Annotated in this window: 16 protein-coding genes; 4 read left to right on the forward strand and 12 right to left on the reverse strand. The window is 38.3% G+C overall.

The features are described from left to right. The first annotated feature begins 74 nt into the window (after positions 1–74). Complete coding sequence (locus IQI_RS17855) at positions 75–551, forward strand: hypothetical protein (protein WP_064094031.1); 477 nt, start codon at positions 75–77, stop codon at positions 549–551. A gap of 99 nt (positions 552–650) precedes the next feature. Further along, a complete protein-coding gene (locus tag IQI_RS17860) occupies positions 651–836 on the forward strand; it encodes a hypothetical protein (protein WP_064094032.1) in 186 nt (61 codons plus the stop codon). A 380-nt stretch (positions 837–1,216) separates the two neighbouring features. On the opposite strand, the gene IQI_RS17865 is transcribed toward IQI_RS17860, so the two are convergent. The 7 genes from IQI_RS17865 to IQI_RS17895 all read right to left on the reverse strand — a co-directional run bounded on the left by IQI_RS17865 (position 1,217) and on the right by IQI_RS17895 (position 6,621). Next, positions 1,217–2,500, reverse strand: a complete 1,284-nt coding sequence (locus IQI_RS17865; protein ID WP_064094033.1) for a DUF4179 domain-containing protein — start codon at positions 2,498–2,500, stop codon at positions 1,217–1,219. Further along, positions 2,493–3,038 (reverse strand): sigma-70 family RNA polymerase sigma factor, encoded by a 546-nt coding sequence (locus IQI_RS17870; protein WP_064094034.1) that lies wholly within the window; start codon positions 3,036–3,038, stop codon positions 2,493–2,495. The genes IQI_RS17865 and IQI_RS17870 overlap by 8 nt, the downstream gene beginning before the upstream one ends. A gap of 394 nt (positions 3,039–3,432) precedes the next feature. Next, the gene (locus tag IQI_RS17875) at positions 3,433–4,368 is read right to left on the reverse strand and encodes an NADP-dependent oxidoreductase (RefSeq protein ID WP_064094035.1); all 936 of its coding nucleotides are present in this window, start codon (positions 4,366–4,368) and stop codon (positions 3,433–3,435) included. Positions 4,369–4,738: 370 nt separating this feature from the next. Continuing rightward, the gene (locus IQI_RS17880) at positions 4,739–5,266 is read right to left on the reverse strand and encodes a histidine phosphatase family protein (protein WP_064094036.1); all 528 of its coding nucleotides are present in this window, start codon (positions 5,264–5,266) and stop codon (positions 4,739–4,741) included. Positions 5,267–5,444: 178 nt separating this feature from the next. Continuing rightward, positions 5,445–5,756 carry a DUF3892 domain-containing protein gene (locus IQI_RS17885; protein ID WP_064094037.1) on the reverse strand — a complete coding sequence of 104 codons (312 nt, stop codon included), beginning with the start codon at positions 5,754–5,756 and terminating at the stop codon, positions 5,445–5,447. A gap of 69 nt (positions 5,757–5,825) precedes the next feature. Continuing rightward, on the reverse strand, positions 5,826–6,128 hold the full coding sequence (locus IQI_RS17890) for a hypothetical protein (protein WP_156509946.1): 303 nt from the start codon (positions 6,126–6,128) through the stop codon (positions 5,826–5,828). A gap of 22 nt (positions 6,129–6,150) precedes the next feature. Beyond that, positions 6,151–6,621, reverse strand: a complete 471-nt coding sequence (locus IQI_RS17895) for a GNAT family N-acetyltransferase (protein WP_064094039.1) — start codon at positions 6,619–6,621, stop codon at positions 6,151–6,153. Positions 6,622–6,715: 94 nt separating this feature from the next. On the opposite strand from IQI_RS17895, the gene IQI_RS20425 reads away from it, so the two are divergent. Next, positions 6,716–6,871 (forward strand): DUF1272 domain-containing protein, encoded by a 156-nt coding sequence (locus tag IQI_RS20425; protein ID WP_082892784.1) that lies wholly within the window; start codon positions 6,716–6,718, stop codon positions 6,869–6,871. 22 nt (positions 6,872–6,893) lie between these two features. Continuing rightward, positions 6,894–7,415: a cysteine hydrolase family protein gene (locus IQI_RS17900; RefSeq protein ID WP_064094040.1), complete on the forward strand. Its 522-nt coding sequence runs from the start codon at positions 6,894–6,896 to the stop codon at positions 7,413–7,415. Between the two features lie 124 nt (positions 7,416–7,539). On the opposite strand, the gene IQI_RS17905 is transcribed toward IQI_RS17900, so the two are convergent. From IQI_RS17905 to IQI_RS17925, 5 genes are all read right to left on the reverse strand, one after another. Then, positions 7,540–8,028: a hypothetical protein gene (locus tag IQI_RS17905; RefSeq protein ID WP_064094041.1), complete on the reverse strand. Its 489-nt coding sequence runs from the start codon at positions 8,026–8,028 to the stop codon at positions 7,540–7,542. A 12-nt stretch (positions 8,029–8,040) separates the two neighbouring features. Then, positions 8,041–8,517: a DUF2975 domain-containing protein gene (locus tag IQI_RS17910; protein ID WP_064094042.1), complete on the reverse strand. Its 477-nt coding sequence runs from the start codon at positions 8,515–8,517 to the stop codon at positions 8,041–8,043. A gap of 480 nt (positions 8,518–8,997) precedes the next feature. Next, entirely contained in the window at positions 8,998–12,078 is a 3,081-nt protein-coding gene (locus IQI_RS17915; protein WP_064094043.1) for a GNAT family N-acetyltransferase, read from the reverse strand. 224 nt (positions 12,079–12,302) lie between these two features. Continuing rightward, positions 12,303–13,091 carry a class I SAM-dependent methyltransferase gene (locus IQI_RS17920; protein WP_064094044.1) on the reverse strand — a complete coding sequence of 263 codons (789 nt, stop codon included), beginning with the start codon at positions 13,089–13,091 and terminating at the stop codon, positions 12,303–12,305. A gap of 249 nt (positions 13,092–13,340) precedes the next feature. Beyond that, entirely contained in the window at positions 13,341–16,478 is a 3,138-nt protein-coding gene (locus tag IQI_RS17925; protein ID WP_064094441.1) for a DEAD/DEAH box helicase, read from the reverse strand. Between the last annotated feature and the right edge of the window lie 149 nt (positions 16,479–16,627).

Below are 16,627 nucleotides of genomic sequence, written 5' to 3' on the forward strand. Positions count from 1 at the left end.
AAATAGTTGGTGCATCCAAAGTGGATAACTGTTATAGTTTTAAGTAAGAACGAAGAGAATAGGTGGGGTTACTATTGAAAAGAAAACATGCACACCTGTTAGTCTCGGCTCTTTTACTATTCTTCTTAGGAATTTCCCTCAACCATGCCTCTGCACAAACACAGGTGATCATATCTAAAGAAAAAGCATTCGGTTATCAGTATTCGATTTACCAAAAAGATGATACATTCCTTTGGGAAATCGGTCATCAAGATCAACTAGTCACAGTGAAAGAAAACAAAAAAAATCGTGAGGACTTAGAACACTTTTTTCTCATTGTGAATAAGTTAGATATTTCCATTTACCAACTGATTATTTTCTCTTTCTATTTCCTCATCATATTAACCTCATTGTTTTTCGCTAAAAAAAAGAACATCATCATTCCAAGAAGTGTTTGGATCTTCATTATTGGTTTATTAGGCTATGCCATTTATCAAATTCTTGTACCAGCTTTTGAATTGAATCATTTAGTTGATGAAGCATCCCTCTATTATTATAGGTTGACACATTAATCGGTAAACTACATTGTGTTAAGTCCTTAAGCTTCTTTTTAAAACGAATTCTTTTTTTCATTCTCTTACATACAATGTATGGAGAGGAGGGGGAACTGAATGGACCGGTTTATCCTTTTAATGTTAGCCAGTATTCTGTCAGGTTTTGCTTTATTAAAAGTTCCTTTAGAAGGCACATTCTTATCGAGTATTGACCCAATAACTGATTTAATCGGTATCTTGGCCATTTTAATTTTTTCTTTATTCCTAATATTTAAAGGCGTAATGGCACTTATCGGTAAATAAAAAGAAGGAAAGGTTCAGATTTTTCTTTGAACCTTTCCTTTTTTAAATTAACCCTATGGTTCTTGTCCTTATTCTATACTCTGATTAAACCGTGTCCCACGAAAAAGGATCAGTACTTGGTTGTAAATGGTTAAAGTAAGTTGTACTCATTTAACATTAATGGGTATAACATGTTAGAAGAGGATTTGAACCTCTGAGGACACCCCGAACCTCTGCTACAATCAAACTATTTTCGTTACCGTTAGGGGTTCCCATTCTTGTATTTTTGCATTCTGCAGCAAACGGTGCTTCAACTGCTCTACTCGCTTCTGATAAGTGATTATACAATACCCTAAAAAAATGACCCCCAGTAACCGAGCTGGAGGCCAGGACTGCATAATTTAATCTATTGGAATATCAATTCTCTTATCATACCCTTTCATATAATGTATTCCTTCTATATACATATACTCCGGTATCTTATCGGTTTCAAATCTGAGTGTACGCTCTTTCATAAGAGTTCCATTTCGTTCCTTGATCATGTCTTGATTCTTGATTGTAAGGAGTGGGACTTTCTGAGCTTCATCTCCAATGAACACCTCATCTAGCATGACGGACTCTTCTGTCTTGATTTTGATTTCAATTGAATTCGAGGCTTTTGATACATTCTTTATCCAAAGGCTTTGCCCTCCTACCTGTATAGGTACATCGTCAACGACTTTCATTAAAGGTATGGATTGATTGACTCGTTTATACCCAGCAAATTCCTTTATATGAAGCTGAAGGGATGTAAGATCTTTAGGAAGAGCATCGTAATCCAAGTTAAACGTGAATCGGTCTCCAAAGGACGAGCTCATTCCACTTCCCCTCACTTGTACAGGATTACCGTTTGCCAGTAATTCGATTTCGCTTAATGGTTGTGAAATTCGATCTACATTTGCCACACTCATTGTTCCATTAATCACCGTTAATGTTGGAGTAGCCAGAATTGATTTAAACGATACCGACCCCTTATCTACCTTTATTTTTTTATTGATGGACTGTTTAAATTTTGTTTCCAAGGCTTCGTTTGGTTCATAAGGAAAGGCCAGTTTACCACTAGTTGCCAGACCGTTGACTAGCTCTCCATAATAATGAAGGGTCAATGTTTTAGAAAAAGCGCTTGGCGGTTCAAATTCCATCTGCCCTTTGATTTCTGTTTTCTCATCATTTATAAGTGCCCGTCCGCCTTCGTATCTAGCCTTTGTTAAAAAACCTGTGATTTCTGTTGGGTTAAAATGATTCTCATAAGAATCATCCACACCATTTGGATTGGATAATGTGTAATAGACTATCATTCTGTTCTCATCTGTTAAAACACCGTTTATTGTAATCGTCGTGCCCTGTCCTAGATGATAGCTTCGATCTACCACCTGCCCCATACCATCATCGTTTAAGTCCTTCAACGTTCCTGACAGGATATCATCAAAACCTAAGATTTTTTTACCGTAATAGGCAAAGGCATTATACTGATACCCTACCATGAACAGAAGTAAGACGGCGATTGCAGCTATTTTCCACATTGGACTAATTCGCTTTGGCTTTTGACGGACAGCATTTTTCAGCCTTGCTTCTAACTCATCAGGGGCTCCCATTTTATTGATCCGCTTTGACTCTTCCTTCAGCATTTTATTTATTTCATTCATCATTTTCCCCTCCGTACAAATCTTTCATTTTTTTCAACCCTTGAAAGGTTCTTGATTTGACGGTTCCAACAGAAACCTGTGTTATTTCAGAGATAGTTTGATAATCGTAATCGAGAAAATATTTTAACCGAATCGCCTCAGCCTGATTAGGGTTGAGTTTTTCGAGTAATTGATTGATATCCATCCGCTGCTCAATTTCAATAAAACCGTTAGGTGCCTCCATCCTCATCTCTATATGGCTGATATCCTGTTGCCAATCTTCAACAAGAACGACTTTCTTCTTTCTTCTTAATATTGTTTTACACCGATTGACAAGAATGGTTTTACTCCAGCTATAAAATGCTTCTGCCTTTTTTAATTGATGAATGTTTTCATAGAGTTGTACAATCATCTCTTCCATGGCGTCCAATGCATCATGCTCATTTCCCATGTACACATACGCCAATCGATAATAATCGTCTTTTTGATTCATGATTAACTCTACCAATGCATCCTTGTTGCCTTTCTTCGCTTTTTTGACTCTACCCTTTACATCCATTCTGTCACCTCTCTTCTATATAAGAGTATCAGATTTGTAAAAAAGTTCATTTTATTTTAAGGTATTTTAGATACTTTGTTACTTTTTTTGTAAAAAGATAGGTGTGATTGATTTTTAGATATAATCTAAAATGAATACAATAAACTTAGTAAAATCAACTCTTTTAAAGAGAGTTGTAGTCAATTTCTGTTTAAGTAAGAGAAGTTCTGTTTTGAATAAGCTTTCTTATAAATGGTATTGGGAACAAGTGGTGTTCATGGAGATTCTAATACGGGGATTCATACATTGAATGAGTGGATGCAGCATAATCTATCCTGACTGTAAGAAGCATAAAAAAACAGCCTGAACTACCTTTATAATGAGGTAGTTCAGGCTCCTTATTCATAACGATTAATTATTTGAAGTTAATGACGATCTTCCCTTTAGCATGGTGAGTTTCACTAAGTGCGTGAGCATCCTTTAACCCCTGCTCACTGAATTGATATGTCTCACCAACAACAGGTTTTAATTCTCCTGCTTCAAACATACTAGCTAGTTTTTGTAGCTGATCTCCTTTTGGATCAAGCCAAAGAAATTCAGCATGGACTCCGTACTTTTTCGCTTCCTCTTCGTTCGGTGGTTGAGCAATCGAAACAAGTTTTCCACCTTTCTTAAGAACCTTGTAACTATTAGACTGAACTTCACCGCCCATTGAATCTAAAACGAGATCAAAATCTTGAAGAACTTCACTAAAGTCCTCTTCCTTATAATTAATAAATTGATCTGCACCTAGAGATTTCACAAACTCTTCATTCTTCCCGCTTGCAGTTGTCGCAACATAAGCACCGAAGCTCTTTGCTATTTGAATAGCAAAATTACCAACACCACCGGATCCAGCATGAATAAGCACCTTATCCCCTTCTTTAATCTTTCCAAAATCCACTAGACATTGCCACGCTGTTAGACCAGCCAGTGGAATAGATGCTGCTTCTGAATAGCTCATAGATTCAGGGATTCTCGCGAGTAACGATTCATCCACTGGAACATACTCAGCGTAAGTACCTTGTCGAGTAGTTGCAGGTCTCGCAAACACCCGATCCCCTACTTCAAAGCTAGTTACATCTTTTCCTTTCTCTACAATAATTCCCGCAGTATCCCATCCGAGGATGATGGGAAAGTCAAAGGACAACATTTCTTTTAGGTACCCGGCTCTCACCTTCCAATCGATAGGGTTTATTGAGGTAGCATAGCTCTCCACTAAAACCTGATCGTCTTCAATTACCGGCTTGTCCAGAACACTTTCCTCTAATACTTCTTTATCTCCATATTGATTAATAACAATAGCTTTCATATGATTTCCTCCTATTTTATATATAGAATCAATAGTATTTGTTCTTCCCTGTAAAATATCCTGTTAACCATTTATTTCGCTCATTCAGCACATTCAATGGTAAGGAGTGCTATTAAAGCTCTCTCTAATGAACTTAAGCTAAAATCAATTTTGTTCTTTTAATATAAGGTTTTTCGTAAACTTTGTTACTTTTGAAAAGAGAGTAATGGTTGATTGCAGCGAAGGGTGCTCGCTTTCGGAGGGGCGTGAGTTGAGCCTCTCCTCGGGCTTTACTCTGCGAGGTCTCAACTTTCTAAGCATGAATCTTTGCGAAAAGAGCCTAATAATAAAAACACCTTCCCTCACGAAGGGGAGATGCTCGTTTTAATGTTCAATTCCAATCGTACATTTTATAATCTCCATTATCTGATGATAGCTTTAAAATATTTTGATCTTCGGGTATCCCTTTAAAATAAGCACCAATACAGCCTGTTGTGCATCGATGGCCGGATAATAGGATGTTTACATCTCTTTTTCCGTATGTACCTTCGAGTTCTTTCATAAAGGATAATACTCTACCCATATATTGTTGAATATCCTCGACACCTTTATAAATAGTAGAATCCGGAACGATTCCTGCTAGCGTTACTTCTTCCTTTTTTAATCTGTCAGCCTCCCCAATGTCAAACACATCAAGCCTTTGATCTATGAGTGCTTTTTTTCCTGTAACTATCTCTGCTGTTTGAATCGCTCTTTCCTGTGGAGAGGAGAATACATAATCGAATCGGAAGTCTTTAAGCTTTTCTCTTACCTTTTCTGCTTGCTTTAAGCCTACTTCGTTTAAAGGTAACCCTAACCTTCCTTGCATTCTTCCTTCTTTGTTCAAATCTGTTTGACCATGTCTTACTACATAGATCAAATTAGTTCCTCCTCAATATTTGTTTATATGCATGAAGGAGCGCTTCTATAGACTTTCTCCTTTAAGCTTAAACTTGTTTACTACCAATTATTTCAAAATACAACAATTTCATCAATGTAAAATAAAAAAGCTTGAAGAGAAAAACAATCATTTCTCTTCAAGCACATGCTTCTTTTTCCTAGAAAATAGGCAAATGATCAAAATTATTTTCCTTTATCCCATCCGGTTCGCTTCGTATTATATCTCTCCCATATTTATGGAAGACATCTACATGAGCAATATTACCTGCTTTTGCTTCTTGGAGAGCTGTAAGGTAGTCTAATTCTCTTCCGCTGCTTGTTTTAAAGGCGATCAAATCTCCATCGTCATTTTTTCGAACGGCGACGATCTGTTCTTTTCCAAAGTCTACACTCTCTACTTGTGCCTCTGGCTGTACTTCACCTTGAGCTAAGTACTCTTCATATGCTTTTTCAAAATCTTTTTTTTCCAATCTCTACACCTCCCGAACATACGTTTAGTGTGTGAGGTTAGTGTGGGATTTATGTATGATTACGTCTCATTATCCCTCGCCGTAGTACTCAGCAAAATACAAAAAAAACACTTTTTTGACAAGGTAATTCCTCAGCTCCCCATCTGTCTCTTTTTCAATTGGAGGTTCTGTAAGGGTGTACGCTTTAGCAGACAATAATTCAAATTTTTCTTTATCTACTTGGTTATGGTATTCATCGTCTATTATTCCTGATGTAAGGGCCGTCTTTGGATACCCTGTTAAAAAAAGATGCGTTCTTAATGCTAAGATAGGAGATAGATGCAAAAAGATAAACACACTTACTATGCCTATCAAAAACCACCATTTTTTCATTGAAATTCCTCTCCCCACTTCTTTACCAATCTTTAAACATGATAATGAATCGATAATTTTTTCCTCTGATTTCATTTTGAAATTCTGCTTTCTTTTGAAAACCTTCTTTTTCATATACGTTTATGGCACGTTCATTAAAATCTGCAACGGCTAACTCTAAATGGTCGTACCCTAACATACTTCTTCCCTGCTCAACGATTGCGTGAATAAAACCTGCTCCATTTCCCTTCCCTGTTAAAGAAGGCTTCATTTGAACGCCGACAGCTAAAATTTCTTCACCTTCATCGCCTACATTAAAAAATTCACAATTTCCCACTACTTCATCTGCTGCATTCACAACTGTAAATGCCCGTTTGTCATGAACGCTCTCTATAAAACCATCGATCTTTTCCTGTTGTATAGAATTGTCATAGAATGAATAAATCCCGTCAAAGGTCCATGTTAGAAATTCTTGAATGTCCTCATCGGTTCTATTTCTGATCATAAATGTCATCAGAATCCCTCTCCCTGAAAATTGTTATTTATTTACTATATTAACTTATATTACAATAAAACAGGGAACTAATGAGATTTAAGGGGGCTAATACATGAAAACTCACTGTCAAGCTTGTCAAAACCAGCTTTCCACAAATACATACAGTTGTGTTCACGAATGTACTTTTTGTGAGGATTGTACAAAAAAACATCTTTTTATTTGTCCTAATTGTAGTGGAGGGCTTATAAAAAAACCAAGTTCAGAGTAGTCAATTCTAGGGGGGAAAACTAATGAAATCAGCATTGTTGATTATCGATGTACAAAATGGAATGTTTACCATGAACCCGCCTGTGCACCATGGAGAACAGCTACTAGAGAATATAAACAAAATGAGAGATTTTGCAGACAAACGAAACATTCCTATCATTTATGTTCAGCATAATGGTCCAGCGAACAGTCCATTAGAGTTCGGATCAGAAGGCTGGAGTATACATAGGGACATTTCGCCGCGTAATCAAGATACGGTCATACAAAAGACCACTCCAGACAGCTTTTATAAAACAAACCTTAAAGACCACTTAGAAAAGTTAAACGTAGAACATTTAATTATTACAGGTATTCAAACAGAAGCGTGTGTTGATTCTACCTGTCGAAGTGGCTTTGGCTTGGAGTACAAGATTACTTTACTAACAGATGCCCATTCTACTTTTGATAAAGATTACCTATCTGCTATGCAAATCATTCAGCATCACAATGAAATTTTACGTTGGTTTGCAGATACGGAAACGACTTTTGATTTTATGTCGAAATAAAAATAGGAGCCTGGCACTTACGGTAGGCTCCCTTTCATTAATAACATTTCTCCGCCCCTCATTATCTCTTGATTACAAATAATAAAGTCCGTACATTTGAAAATAAGAAACAAACGATTTTCTCTCACTTTCCAATCTTCTCAACTATAACTCCCACAACTTCGTCTTCATCAATGGTAAACTCCATATTTATCTTATTCCGTTTATCAAAGTACCCAATAACCCTTGAACCTGTTTCATTTCTTTCATAATAACTCTTCCCGTATGCTTCAATGACTTCTTCTTTCGTTTTTCCTATATTAATCCCTTTTTCAGTTTGATAGCCTCCTTTAAAATAATAACGGAAAGTCTTTCCATCTTTGAGTCCAAACTCTACCTCCTCGTACTGGAGATATTTTGACTTTGGGTTTGTGATGCTCGTCATATGTTCAGGCTCACCGAACGTATCTTTTATGTCATGTTCATTCGATAGCAAAGGTACAGTTAGAATATTTTCTTTTGATAAATCTGTACTTTTTGTTCCATCATAGAACTCCATTTTATCCTTAGAGGATATGTCACAACTCGTGAGAAATGTCAGAAGAATGGCACATAAAACAAGTAAATTTTTCATTGTTCTCTCCCATTAAACCGTTAAATCATTTTCCGATTTTATTTCTAATGCGTTTCTTAAAAGACCTTGAAGCAAGGCTGCAAAGAAGGAAATGGTCAAACTAGCAAATATGATGATGATCCCTAATATGGCTATCCCAGGGTGAAGTGCATTTTGCACTAAGAGAAGCAACACCCCTAAAATATAAATAAAAATAATGACTATGGCATAATTCTTGATAAGCTTCAATGAAACCACAGCTAATTCTGAAAAAGCTTGCCTATTCTCAATATACTGCAATAGCTTAAAAGCTTGATATAATGCCATAAAAAATGGAACCGCCGAACTATACAAACCAAATAGGACCGGATATCTTAAATGTGCAAACTCTGGATTCAGTTCTACCGTATGCTCTGCCAACCAAGGGAGCAAAGTCAAACATAGACTGAATACGATGATGCCCATCATAACTAATGCCGACTTTAAAAAAAGAATGGTTCCTCGTTTCATAACGCACCCCTATTTCCATGTTTTTCTAAATTATATATTATTATTTATTGATAAACAATAAATTTTTATTGAAAAATAGACATAATAGGATGAATCCCACCGTAACCTAGTAAATTTTCATACAACCGATTAATTTCCTTAACAAATAGCGGGTGTTTTCACTAAAAAAGACAATTTGAGGGGTGAAAGAATCAAAAACCGGGTTGGGGAGAGTAAAACAAAGACGTTTCGCACTAAAATTCAGGAGATTTGAAAGTTTATTTTCAACTTTTGAGAGTTTATTATCAGCTTCTGCACTTTTATTTTCAACTTCAAAAATTATCGGGAATTTATTATCAACTTTGGGTCTATTTCGTCATTTCTAGAGGTTTATTATGAATCTATTATCTTTATTGATAACCTAATAATCGTTCCACAAATCAAAAACACACCCAACCTAAACACTACAAAGTGTCTGGATCAGGTGTCATTATTTCATTCTTATTTGAACGATATCCCACGCAATTGCTCTACCACTCCAGGAAGATTTGCTTCCCCATAGAACATAATCGTTGGTTCTAAGGTTGTCACTTCTCCTGACGCTGTCGAGAATTCTTGTACAGATCCTGTTAAAAATACCTCTTGATTCATGTACATTTCTGCTATCTTTTTCTTCTCAGGATGAACGACGGTTACTCTCTCTTTTCTATCGTCTGATCCTATTGTGACGTAAGGTGTGCCTCTTAAGAAAAATTCTTCAACTCCAGCATAATAGGTATGAAATACCCCATCACTTGGTAGATTCGCATAGCAGGATGACAGGTTCTCACTTGGTTTGAAGAAAGCCTCTAAAACAAGCTGTTCCTTTACAAATGTTCTATTTGAATCTTGATGAATCTCTCCGTAAAGAGCAAGTACCGGAACCTCTGGCAGTGTTAAGGCATATTGACGAAGAGTCACACCTTTCATCGTTTCATGTTCTTTGAAGGTGGTTGATAGACAAAGCCCCGTCCATTGATGACCATGCCCATCCAGTTTTGTAACTTCTTCAATAATTGTTTGCTCCTTCGTCATAGAGTAGTCACTCACATTATGGAACTTAAAATGAGCGCCACCTCCCCACGGATTCCACCATGCTTTTGGACCGGTTTTCGGATACTGGTGATGGAAGCTTTCTCTTCCTTCATACATTAAGGAGTAAATTCCTGGATAGTACGATGAAGAAGCTTTAAAGGTAATAACTCCATTATCAACAGTCCAGTCTTCTTCATTCCTTTTTACTTCAATCGCACTTTCTCCTTTTACAAGCTGGAGAGAATGAAGGTCTGCTCGTTGACTGGCTGAACGGAAATGTCCTGTAATGCTCTTCACTCCAGGAGTCCCATGCTCTATTGGTACATTCATTCTTGTGACAGCATCCTCTTTACTTGCTTCTTTGACAAAAGTTTCTCCTTCGTTCTCTAACGTTAAGCTTCCATGGACATATGGAGTCAACATTGAACGGAATGAGTAATTGACTTTTCTACCAACACTTGTAATCAAATCTCCGCCTTCTGCTTCTAATGCATAAAGTGGGAATTCCTTCATACTCGGTGCATCAGCTCCCATGACCCATTCACGCCACTCTGACCAGGAATTAGCCATATTCACTCCTACTTGAATAGGTCCTAGGCCAATCTCACCTTGAGAAGGAATGGATAGACGTTGGTATTCAATACTGAATTTCCAGTCATCTTTTCTTCCAACGGCTTCTTTGGTCCAGGCAAGTCCTTTCGTTTCACCATTAGTGGAGGAAGTGAATAACCACTCTTCAGAAATATCTTTATCACGGATGTAATCCATAAACGGAATAAGCGCCTCGTCACCTACCATGACGCCATCTTTTTGCGGAAGGGCAATACCTTTCAACATTGGAAAAAACGGTTGCAGCAGAAACAGATCATTCAGATCCTCAGGACCCTTATTCACGATTTCATGCTTCACTTCTACTAAACCATCTCCATATACTTTTAAGTATGTGTTCAGTAAAAGAGGAGCAAAAGCTTCTGACTCTAGTGATGTTTTCATCACAAAAGCTTCAGGCAGCTCAATGTATTCAATTGTAGATGCTTCCTTCTTTGAAAATTCTTCACTAAATGGTTTACCCAGTTTAGGAGACAGAAGGGTGATAGGTTCCTCTACTGAATGCACAGATCCAACCTTTACAATATGATTCCGCTTTTCTACTTCTACATAAAATGGACCATTGTAGCCAAGCCAGTGCTCATCAGTTTCTCCACCAAACTTGGCTCCATAGCCCGGGAATGCCAAGGATAGAGTCGTGTTTAAGGTAAAGGTTTCTCCATTTTCACGTTCTACCTCTACTTCTACAGTTTCTGATAAGAAACCATTTTTCAACAGGGTGCTTTCTAAAGGTATCGATACTCTTCCCTTTCCTTTGAGTACCGCCTTAACCTCAGACTTTTCCCACTTCACGACAGAATTCACGGGCAATGTAATGGTCCAATTTGAATTCTCTTCCAGCTGACTCTCGAGGTCAAGATGGAGGGTTCCCTTTTGATGGGCTCTCCAGTTCTTTTTAACTGAACGAAGGTGAAGCTTTCCTGCTTGTTTAGGAAACACACCCATTTTAAACGTAGATGATTGTCCGTTAATCTCGATATCTGCCCCAATCACAGGATGGGTTTTCCAAGGACTCGGCTCTCTTTGAGGCAAGTTCACTGTAACAGGGAATTCTCCCTTCCACTCGTTGGCCACTTCAATGGACTGTTTGAAGTCGTGATCGACAGTCTCTGTTGATACCCCTGACAAGGAAACAGGTAGCGGGTTTTCCGTTTTATTGATCACATGATAAGTCACAGCGTGTTCTTCTTTTTCAAGGAGTTTAAAGTCAGGAAGCTTCATTTCTATTAAAAGATCTTGCGTTTCAATGAGTCGAATTCCTCTTCCTGTTCGTTCAAACTGAACACGAACGAATTCATCTCCCGCTTCCCATTTGTACTCATAAAAGGTATGTTCCTTTTCTTTCAGTCCGTCAGGCTTGATGTCAATGATCCGTTGACTCGTAGAATACCAATCATTCTTTTCAAAGAAAGGTCGCAGCCAGTCAATCTGTAGTACCATTGGGATAAAGTTCATCAAATGAGTGCTGTCATCTCGATCTTCCCAGAAGAATCCGCATTTCTTGTACAATGGAACCGCTTTGGTATTCCCCGCCCACGTAAATAAATCCAGTCTCGGCCATTTTAACTCTACCGTTTTCTCAAGGGCTTTTAAAACCAGCTTCTTCCCGATCTTCAATCCCTGATAGCCTGGATGGACGTTTAATAAAGGAATGTAAAGAGCCCCCTGATCTTCTCGATACTCTGATAATCCACAATATCCTACAACCTCTTCCCCTACTGTCGCCAGGAATAAATGTAGATTCGTAGAGTTGGCTTCTTTTTCTTTCACATCCTGCTCCGTTGTTACAGTGGAATCTCCACCCCAATTTTCCCGGCTTTCATTCCACATTTTCGCGATGCCCTTTGCAAGGCCCTCATGATATTCTACTATTTTCACTTGCTCTAAAGTTGATTTCATAACTTCCTCCTACACTACGTTTTTATGTGTCTAACCTCACCCTTTTTTACTTCTTGCTTTACATCGACGATTTTAATCATCATCTTCTCCTCCTTCCAATAATTAATGGGAAAATTTTCTTCCCCCACTCACAGTTTAAAATGATATGTGAGGGAAGTAAAGAATATTCTAATTTGACTGAATATTTTTCTGATAAAAAAAGACAGACTCTAAAAAATAAGAATCTATCTAGACTCAAACAACCCCGTACTCTTCGTTACATGAATAACCCCATCATTCCTTACCCGTTTCTCTTCTAAAAAGCGAATAAACTCTGCTAGTTTCTTCTCTACTAATCTATTTTTAAGATCTGTATGGGTTGATAGGAGGTAATCGACAATACCCTGAACATCTGTCACCTTGAGGTTTCCCGGGAACATCTTCAGGTTCACTTCTTCGAATTGTGATTTCAGGTGTTCTGCCCCATTTTCAACTCCAAAGGCTTTTGAATGATTCAGTGCTGAAGAATAGTTTAAGGTAGGGTCAAATTCTTTCAATAACTCTCCCAATTCCATCATATGAGTGTCTCCAATAGTCGAAGAATAGAACACTCCACCAGGCTTTAATACTCTGCGAACTTCTTGAATACCCAATTGTTTATCCTGTACATGATAAAGCATATGGTTGGCGATGACGGCATCAAATTGATTTGTGTCATAAGGAATATCCTCAATGTTGATTTGATTGTATTGGATGTTCGGCATGCCCACTAACTGTTGCTTTGCATCCTCTATCATCCCTGCTGAAAAATCAGAGAGAGTAATCGTCCATTGCTCTGGAACCCGGTGTTTATTTTTCAACCAGAATAGCCCGTTCCCACACCCAATTTCTAGTATTTGAGCCTTGGGCGGAATATCGTACTGTTCGAATAGCCATGAGTGCCAGTCTTTTTTATTTGTGCTGTAAAGATCGTGGATATTAATTCGCATCTGAAGATTTGATGAGTTTTGATATTGTTTTTTTATTTCTCCCATTGATTTCTCCTTTTGTTAATATGTAAAATTTTTCTATTGTTATATTTTAGCATAGAATAAGATTTGGTGAGGGTGTCGAAATTTGCAGAATGGCAGATATATTGATTTTTTGGCAGATAAAAAATATAAAAGGCAGATAAAAATTTATTATGGAAGATAAGTCATGAAAACGGCACATAAATCTCAAAAACGGCAGATATTCCAAAAATAAGCCCCCAGCAGAGATTCCAAACTGGGGGCTAGTTTATTTTATATCATTAATATCTCCCGTAGATCCTCTTCTGTAAGGGTTGAACCCCCTTTTTCTTTAGGATCAATGATTTCTTCTACTAATTGCCGCTTTCGATCTTGAAGGTCATTCATTTTTTCCTCTATTGTTCCATGGGTAACAAGTTTGATGACTTGTACAACATTTTTCTGCCCCATTCGATGGGCTCGGTCCGCTGCCTGTTCTTCAACGGCAGGGTTCCACCATGTGTCGTAGAGAATGACTGTGTCTGCACTCGTCAGATTCAGACCTGTCCCTCCGGCCTTAAGGGAAATCAGGAAGATGTCACGCTCACCGGAGTTAAAACGTTGGCAAATTTCGACTCGTTCTTCTGAGGGTGTTTGTCCATCAAGATAAAGGAATCCATGCCCTTCCATTGAAAGCTCCCGGCTGATGATCTCGAGCATTTTGGTGAATTGAGAGAACACCAATACTCTTCTTCCTGAAAGCTTGGATTCTCTGATGATCCTCATTAACTGTTCAAATTTGGCTGAGCTGCCTTGATAGCCGTCTACAAACAGACTGGGGTGACAGCAGATTTGTCGTAAGCGGGTTAAGCCTGCCAAAATTTTGATGCGATTTTTACTAAGAGTTTGCTTATCTAAATGCTTCAGTGTATCGTGTTTGAGCTTTGCTAAATAAGCAGCGTATAACTGTTTTTGGGAAGGGAGAAGTTCTACGGTTTCCAGCATCTCCATTTTCTCAGGAAGGTCTGCAAGGACATCCTCCTTCAATCTCCGAAGCATAAAGGGTCGAATTCTTTTTGAAATGGTTTTCCTTGTAAGCTTGCTGTATTCTTTTAAACCAAGAAACAGTTCAGGGAAAACCACATGAAAGATGGACCAAAGCTCTTCGATTGAGTTTTCAACCGGCGTACCTGATAGAGCAAAGGAGTGATCAGCCTTAAGTTTTTTCACTGCCCGTGCCGTTTGAGTGATTGGGTTTTTAAATGCCTGTGCCTCATCAAAGAATACCGTGTGAAAGCTTTGTTTCTCATACCAATGAATATCTTTTCGTAGAAGTGGATATGACGTAATCAGTACATCCACACCCTCGATTTCCTTCTGCAAGTTCACTCGCTCAGTTTTATTTCCATCAAGAACAACAGCCTCAATGTTTGGAGCGAACTTCATCAATTCATTCAACCAGTTATAAGTTAATGAAGAGGGACATACAACCAAGACAGGAAGACGGTTTTGACGGATGGATGGAAGCTCAGAAAGGATATAGGCGATGCTTTGAAGGGTTTTACCTAGACCCATATCATCGGCAAGAATTCCTCCGAATCCATAGTAAGCCAGTGTTTTCATCCATTTATATCCTTGCTTTTGATAGTCTCTTAGGATGCTCTCTAAACTTTCAGGTACAGGGAAGTCTAGTTGATCTGGATTTTGGAGATGATCAAAGAACTCACGGAACGATTTCTCCAGCTCAAAAATATTCCCACCCTCTACCGTATCTAGAAGCTGTAAGCTCTGATTCAATGGCAAGACCAATTCGCTCCCAAGATCTCCATTCTGAACTTGAGGAGATTGAAGAAAACGATGTATATCCTGAAACTCTCTCGTCTCTAAAGAGAGAAGGGCTCCATTCTTCATTCGATAATATTTTCTTTTCTCTTCAAGTGCTCCTAATATTTCTCGAATGTCATGATCATTGATTCCATCCATTTCAAATTTGAATTCCAACCAATTCGTTCGTTCTCTCTTAACCTTTACTCTCACCTTTGGGTGACTGTTCTTTCTGAAAATCCGATTACGCACAGCGGTTGTGGCATACATTTGAACCAGCTTTTGAAGCTTTGGAACCACGTAATATAGAAATTCATACTCAAGCTCTTCGTTATGGAGGAAATAACCGCTTTCTGTCTCAGCAAAGGAGCTGTCCTTCATCAGCTGTAAAATTTCTTGTTCTTTCTCCACATCTCTAATGACAGGAGTATTTGCAGGTAATTGATTTTCCTCTTGTGGATTGAGTACATAGTTTCCATAGTGAAACTCAAGCCCTGCCAAAAGACGATTTTTCACTCGATCTAAATACAGCTTCGCCACCAAGGGAGTTTTCATAAACTGCTTGGCGACTGTCTCTGAAAGATGAACCTCCCCCAGCTTCTTAAGCCCATGGGCTACTTTATCTAAAAACAAGCCAATTTGATCTTGTGAAACAGGAATCCGATCAGTCCCTGAAGCCGTCAACATCTTTTGCAACTGGGTCAGACGCTGACAATCCTCTTGCTCTAAGGAAAAAAAGACCCCGTTATACAAAACAAATCGATACGACTCCAGGACCAGCACGTCTTTTAATCCTTTGACTTTCAGCTGGTAGCCCCCTTTCTCTGCTTCAGTAAAATCAAATTGCAAAGGGAGCTTTTTTTCTGATACCTGAATCTCTTCAACTTGTTTCCCATCATACTCTACCTTCACTTTTGCTTTACGAAGTAAGGGCATGACTCTCTCCCATGAAGTAGGAGGAATCAGAAGGAGATCTGAATTGTCTCTCAAGTGAGTTCCATAGACCTCTTCATCGTGAAGAACTTGTACAAGCTCTTCCATTACAGCATGTGGTTCCTGTTGAAAGCAGTGAAGATTTTGCTGAAAGGTAAAAGAGTTAGACAGACTGTACGGGTTCCCTTTTTTTACTTCCACTAAAAAACTTCGTATATCCTGTACTTTTACAGAACCGATTTTGACTTTAATCCCCAGTATTTGCTGATCTTTTTCAACGGTGACAGGGGTACATATAAACTCTGCTTCGAGTACTTCTCTATTTTCAAAATGAAGCTGGTGGCCACTTGATCGATTTTTCTGATCGTCGAAAAGATTGAATAATCCTTCCGTCAGCATATTAGTCGGTCCAGATGGGTCCAATCCATTCCGTTGCTGGTCATAAACAGCAAGCAAAACGGCTGCTATATGCTGACAATCACGGTCAAAGGAAGCTAAGCTTGGACAGCTGCAATTCGTATGAATATCCCCTTGCTTTCCCTTTTCGATTTTCACATGAAATTCTTCTGTACCAAGAACCGATGCCTCACATCCAAGTGAACCATACTCCTTAAACACAACTTTATTGGAACGATAGTACGACTCTCCCTTTTTAAAGGAGACAGTTCCGCACATCTCTTTAATGATTTTATGGTTTAATTTCAATGTTGCTCCCTCCAGGAGGATGATTCTCTTATTGAATACTATACCCTTTACTTTAACACAGGGAAAAGTAGGTTTACGATTCATAAAAAATAGTTTATCGGTCCGAAATGGTTACTTAT

The sequence above is a fragment of the Rossellomorea aquimaris TF-12 genome, assembly GCF_001648555.1.
Lineage (GTDB): Bacteria > Bacillota > Bacilli > Bacillales > Bacillaceae_B > Rossellomorea > Rossellomorea aquimaris.

Excerpts from the sequence above, each read along its gene's own strand:
- IQI_RS17905 (WP_064094041.1), bottom strand. The coding sequence starts at position 8,028 with ATGAAAAATTTACTTGTTTTATGTGCCATTCTTCTGACATTTCTCACG.
- IQI_RS17870 (WP_064094034.1), bottom strand. The coding sequence starts at position 3,038 with ATGGATGTAAAGGGTAGAGTCAAAAAAGCGAAGAAAGGCAACAAGGAT.
- IQI_RS17875 (WP_064094035.1), bottom strand. The coding sequence starts at position 4,368 with ATGAAAGCTATTGTTATTAATCAATATGGAGATAAAGAAGTATTAGAG.
- IQI_RS17920 (WP_064094044.1), bottom strand. The coding sequence starts at position 13,091 with ATGGGAGAAATAAAAAAACAATATCAAAACTCATCAAATCTTCAGATG.
- IQI_RS17900 (WP_064094040.1), top strand. The coding sequence starts at position 6,894 with ATGAAATCAGCATTGTTGATTATCGATGTACAAAATGGAATGTTTACC.
- IQI_RS17890 (WP_156509946.1), bottom strand. The coding sequence starts at position 6,128 with ATGAAAAAATGGTGGTTTTTGATAGGCATAGTAAGTGTGTTTATCTTT.
- IQI_RS17925 (WP_064094441.1), bottom strand. The coding sequence starts at position 16,478 with ATGTGCGGAACTGTCTCCTTTAAAAAGGGAGAGTCGTACTATCGTTCC.
- IQI_RS20425 (WP_082892784.1), top strand. The coding sequence starts at position 6,716 with ATGAAAACTCACTGTCAAGCTTGTCAAAACCAGCTTTCCACAAATACA.
- IQI_RS17915 (WP_064094043.1), bottom strand. The coding sequence starts at position 12,078 with ATGAAATCAACTTTAGAGCAAGTGAAAATAGTAGAATATCATGAGGGC.
- IQI_RS17865 (WP_064094033.1), bottom strand. The coding sequence starts at position 2,500 with ATGAATGAAATAAATAAAATGCTGAAGGAAGAGTCAAAGCGGATCAAT.
- IQI_RS17860 (WP_064094032.1), top strand. The coding sequence starts at position 651 with ATGGACCGGTTTATCCTTTTAATGTTAGCCAGTATTCTGTCAGGTTTT.
- IQI_RS17910 (WP_064094042.1), bottom strand. The coding sequence starts at position 8,517 with ATGAAACGAGGAACCATTCTTTTTTTAAAGTCGGCATTAGTTATGATG.
- IQI_RS17895 (WP_064094039.1), bottom strand. The coding sequence starts at position 6,621 with ATGACATTTATGATCAGAAATAGAACCGATGAGGACATTCAAGAATTT.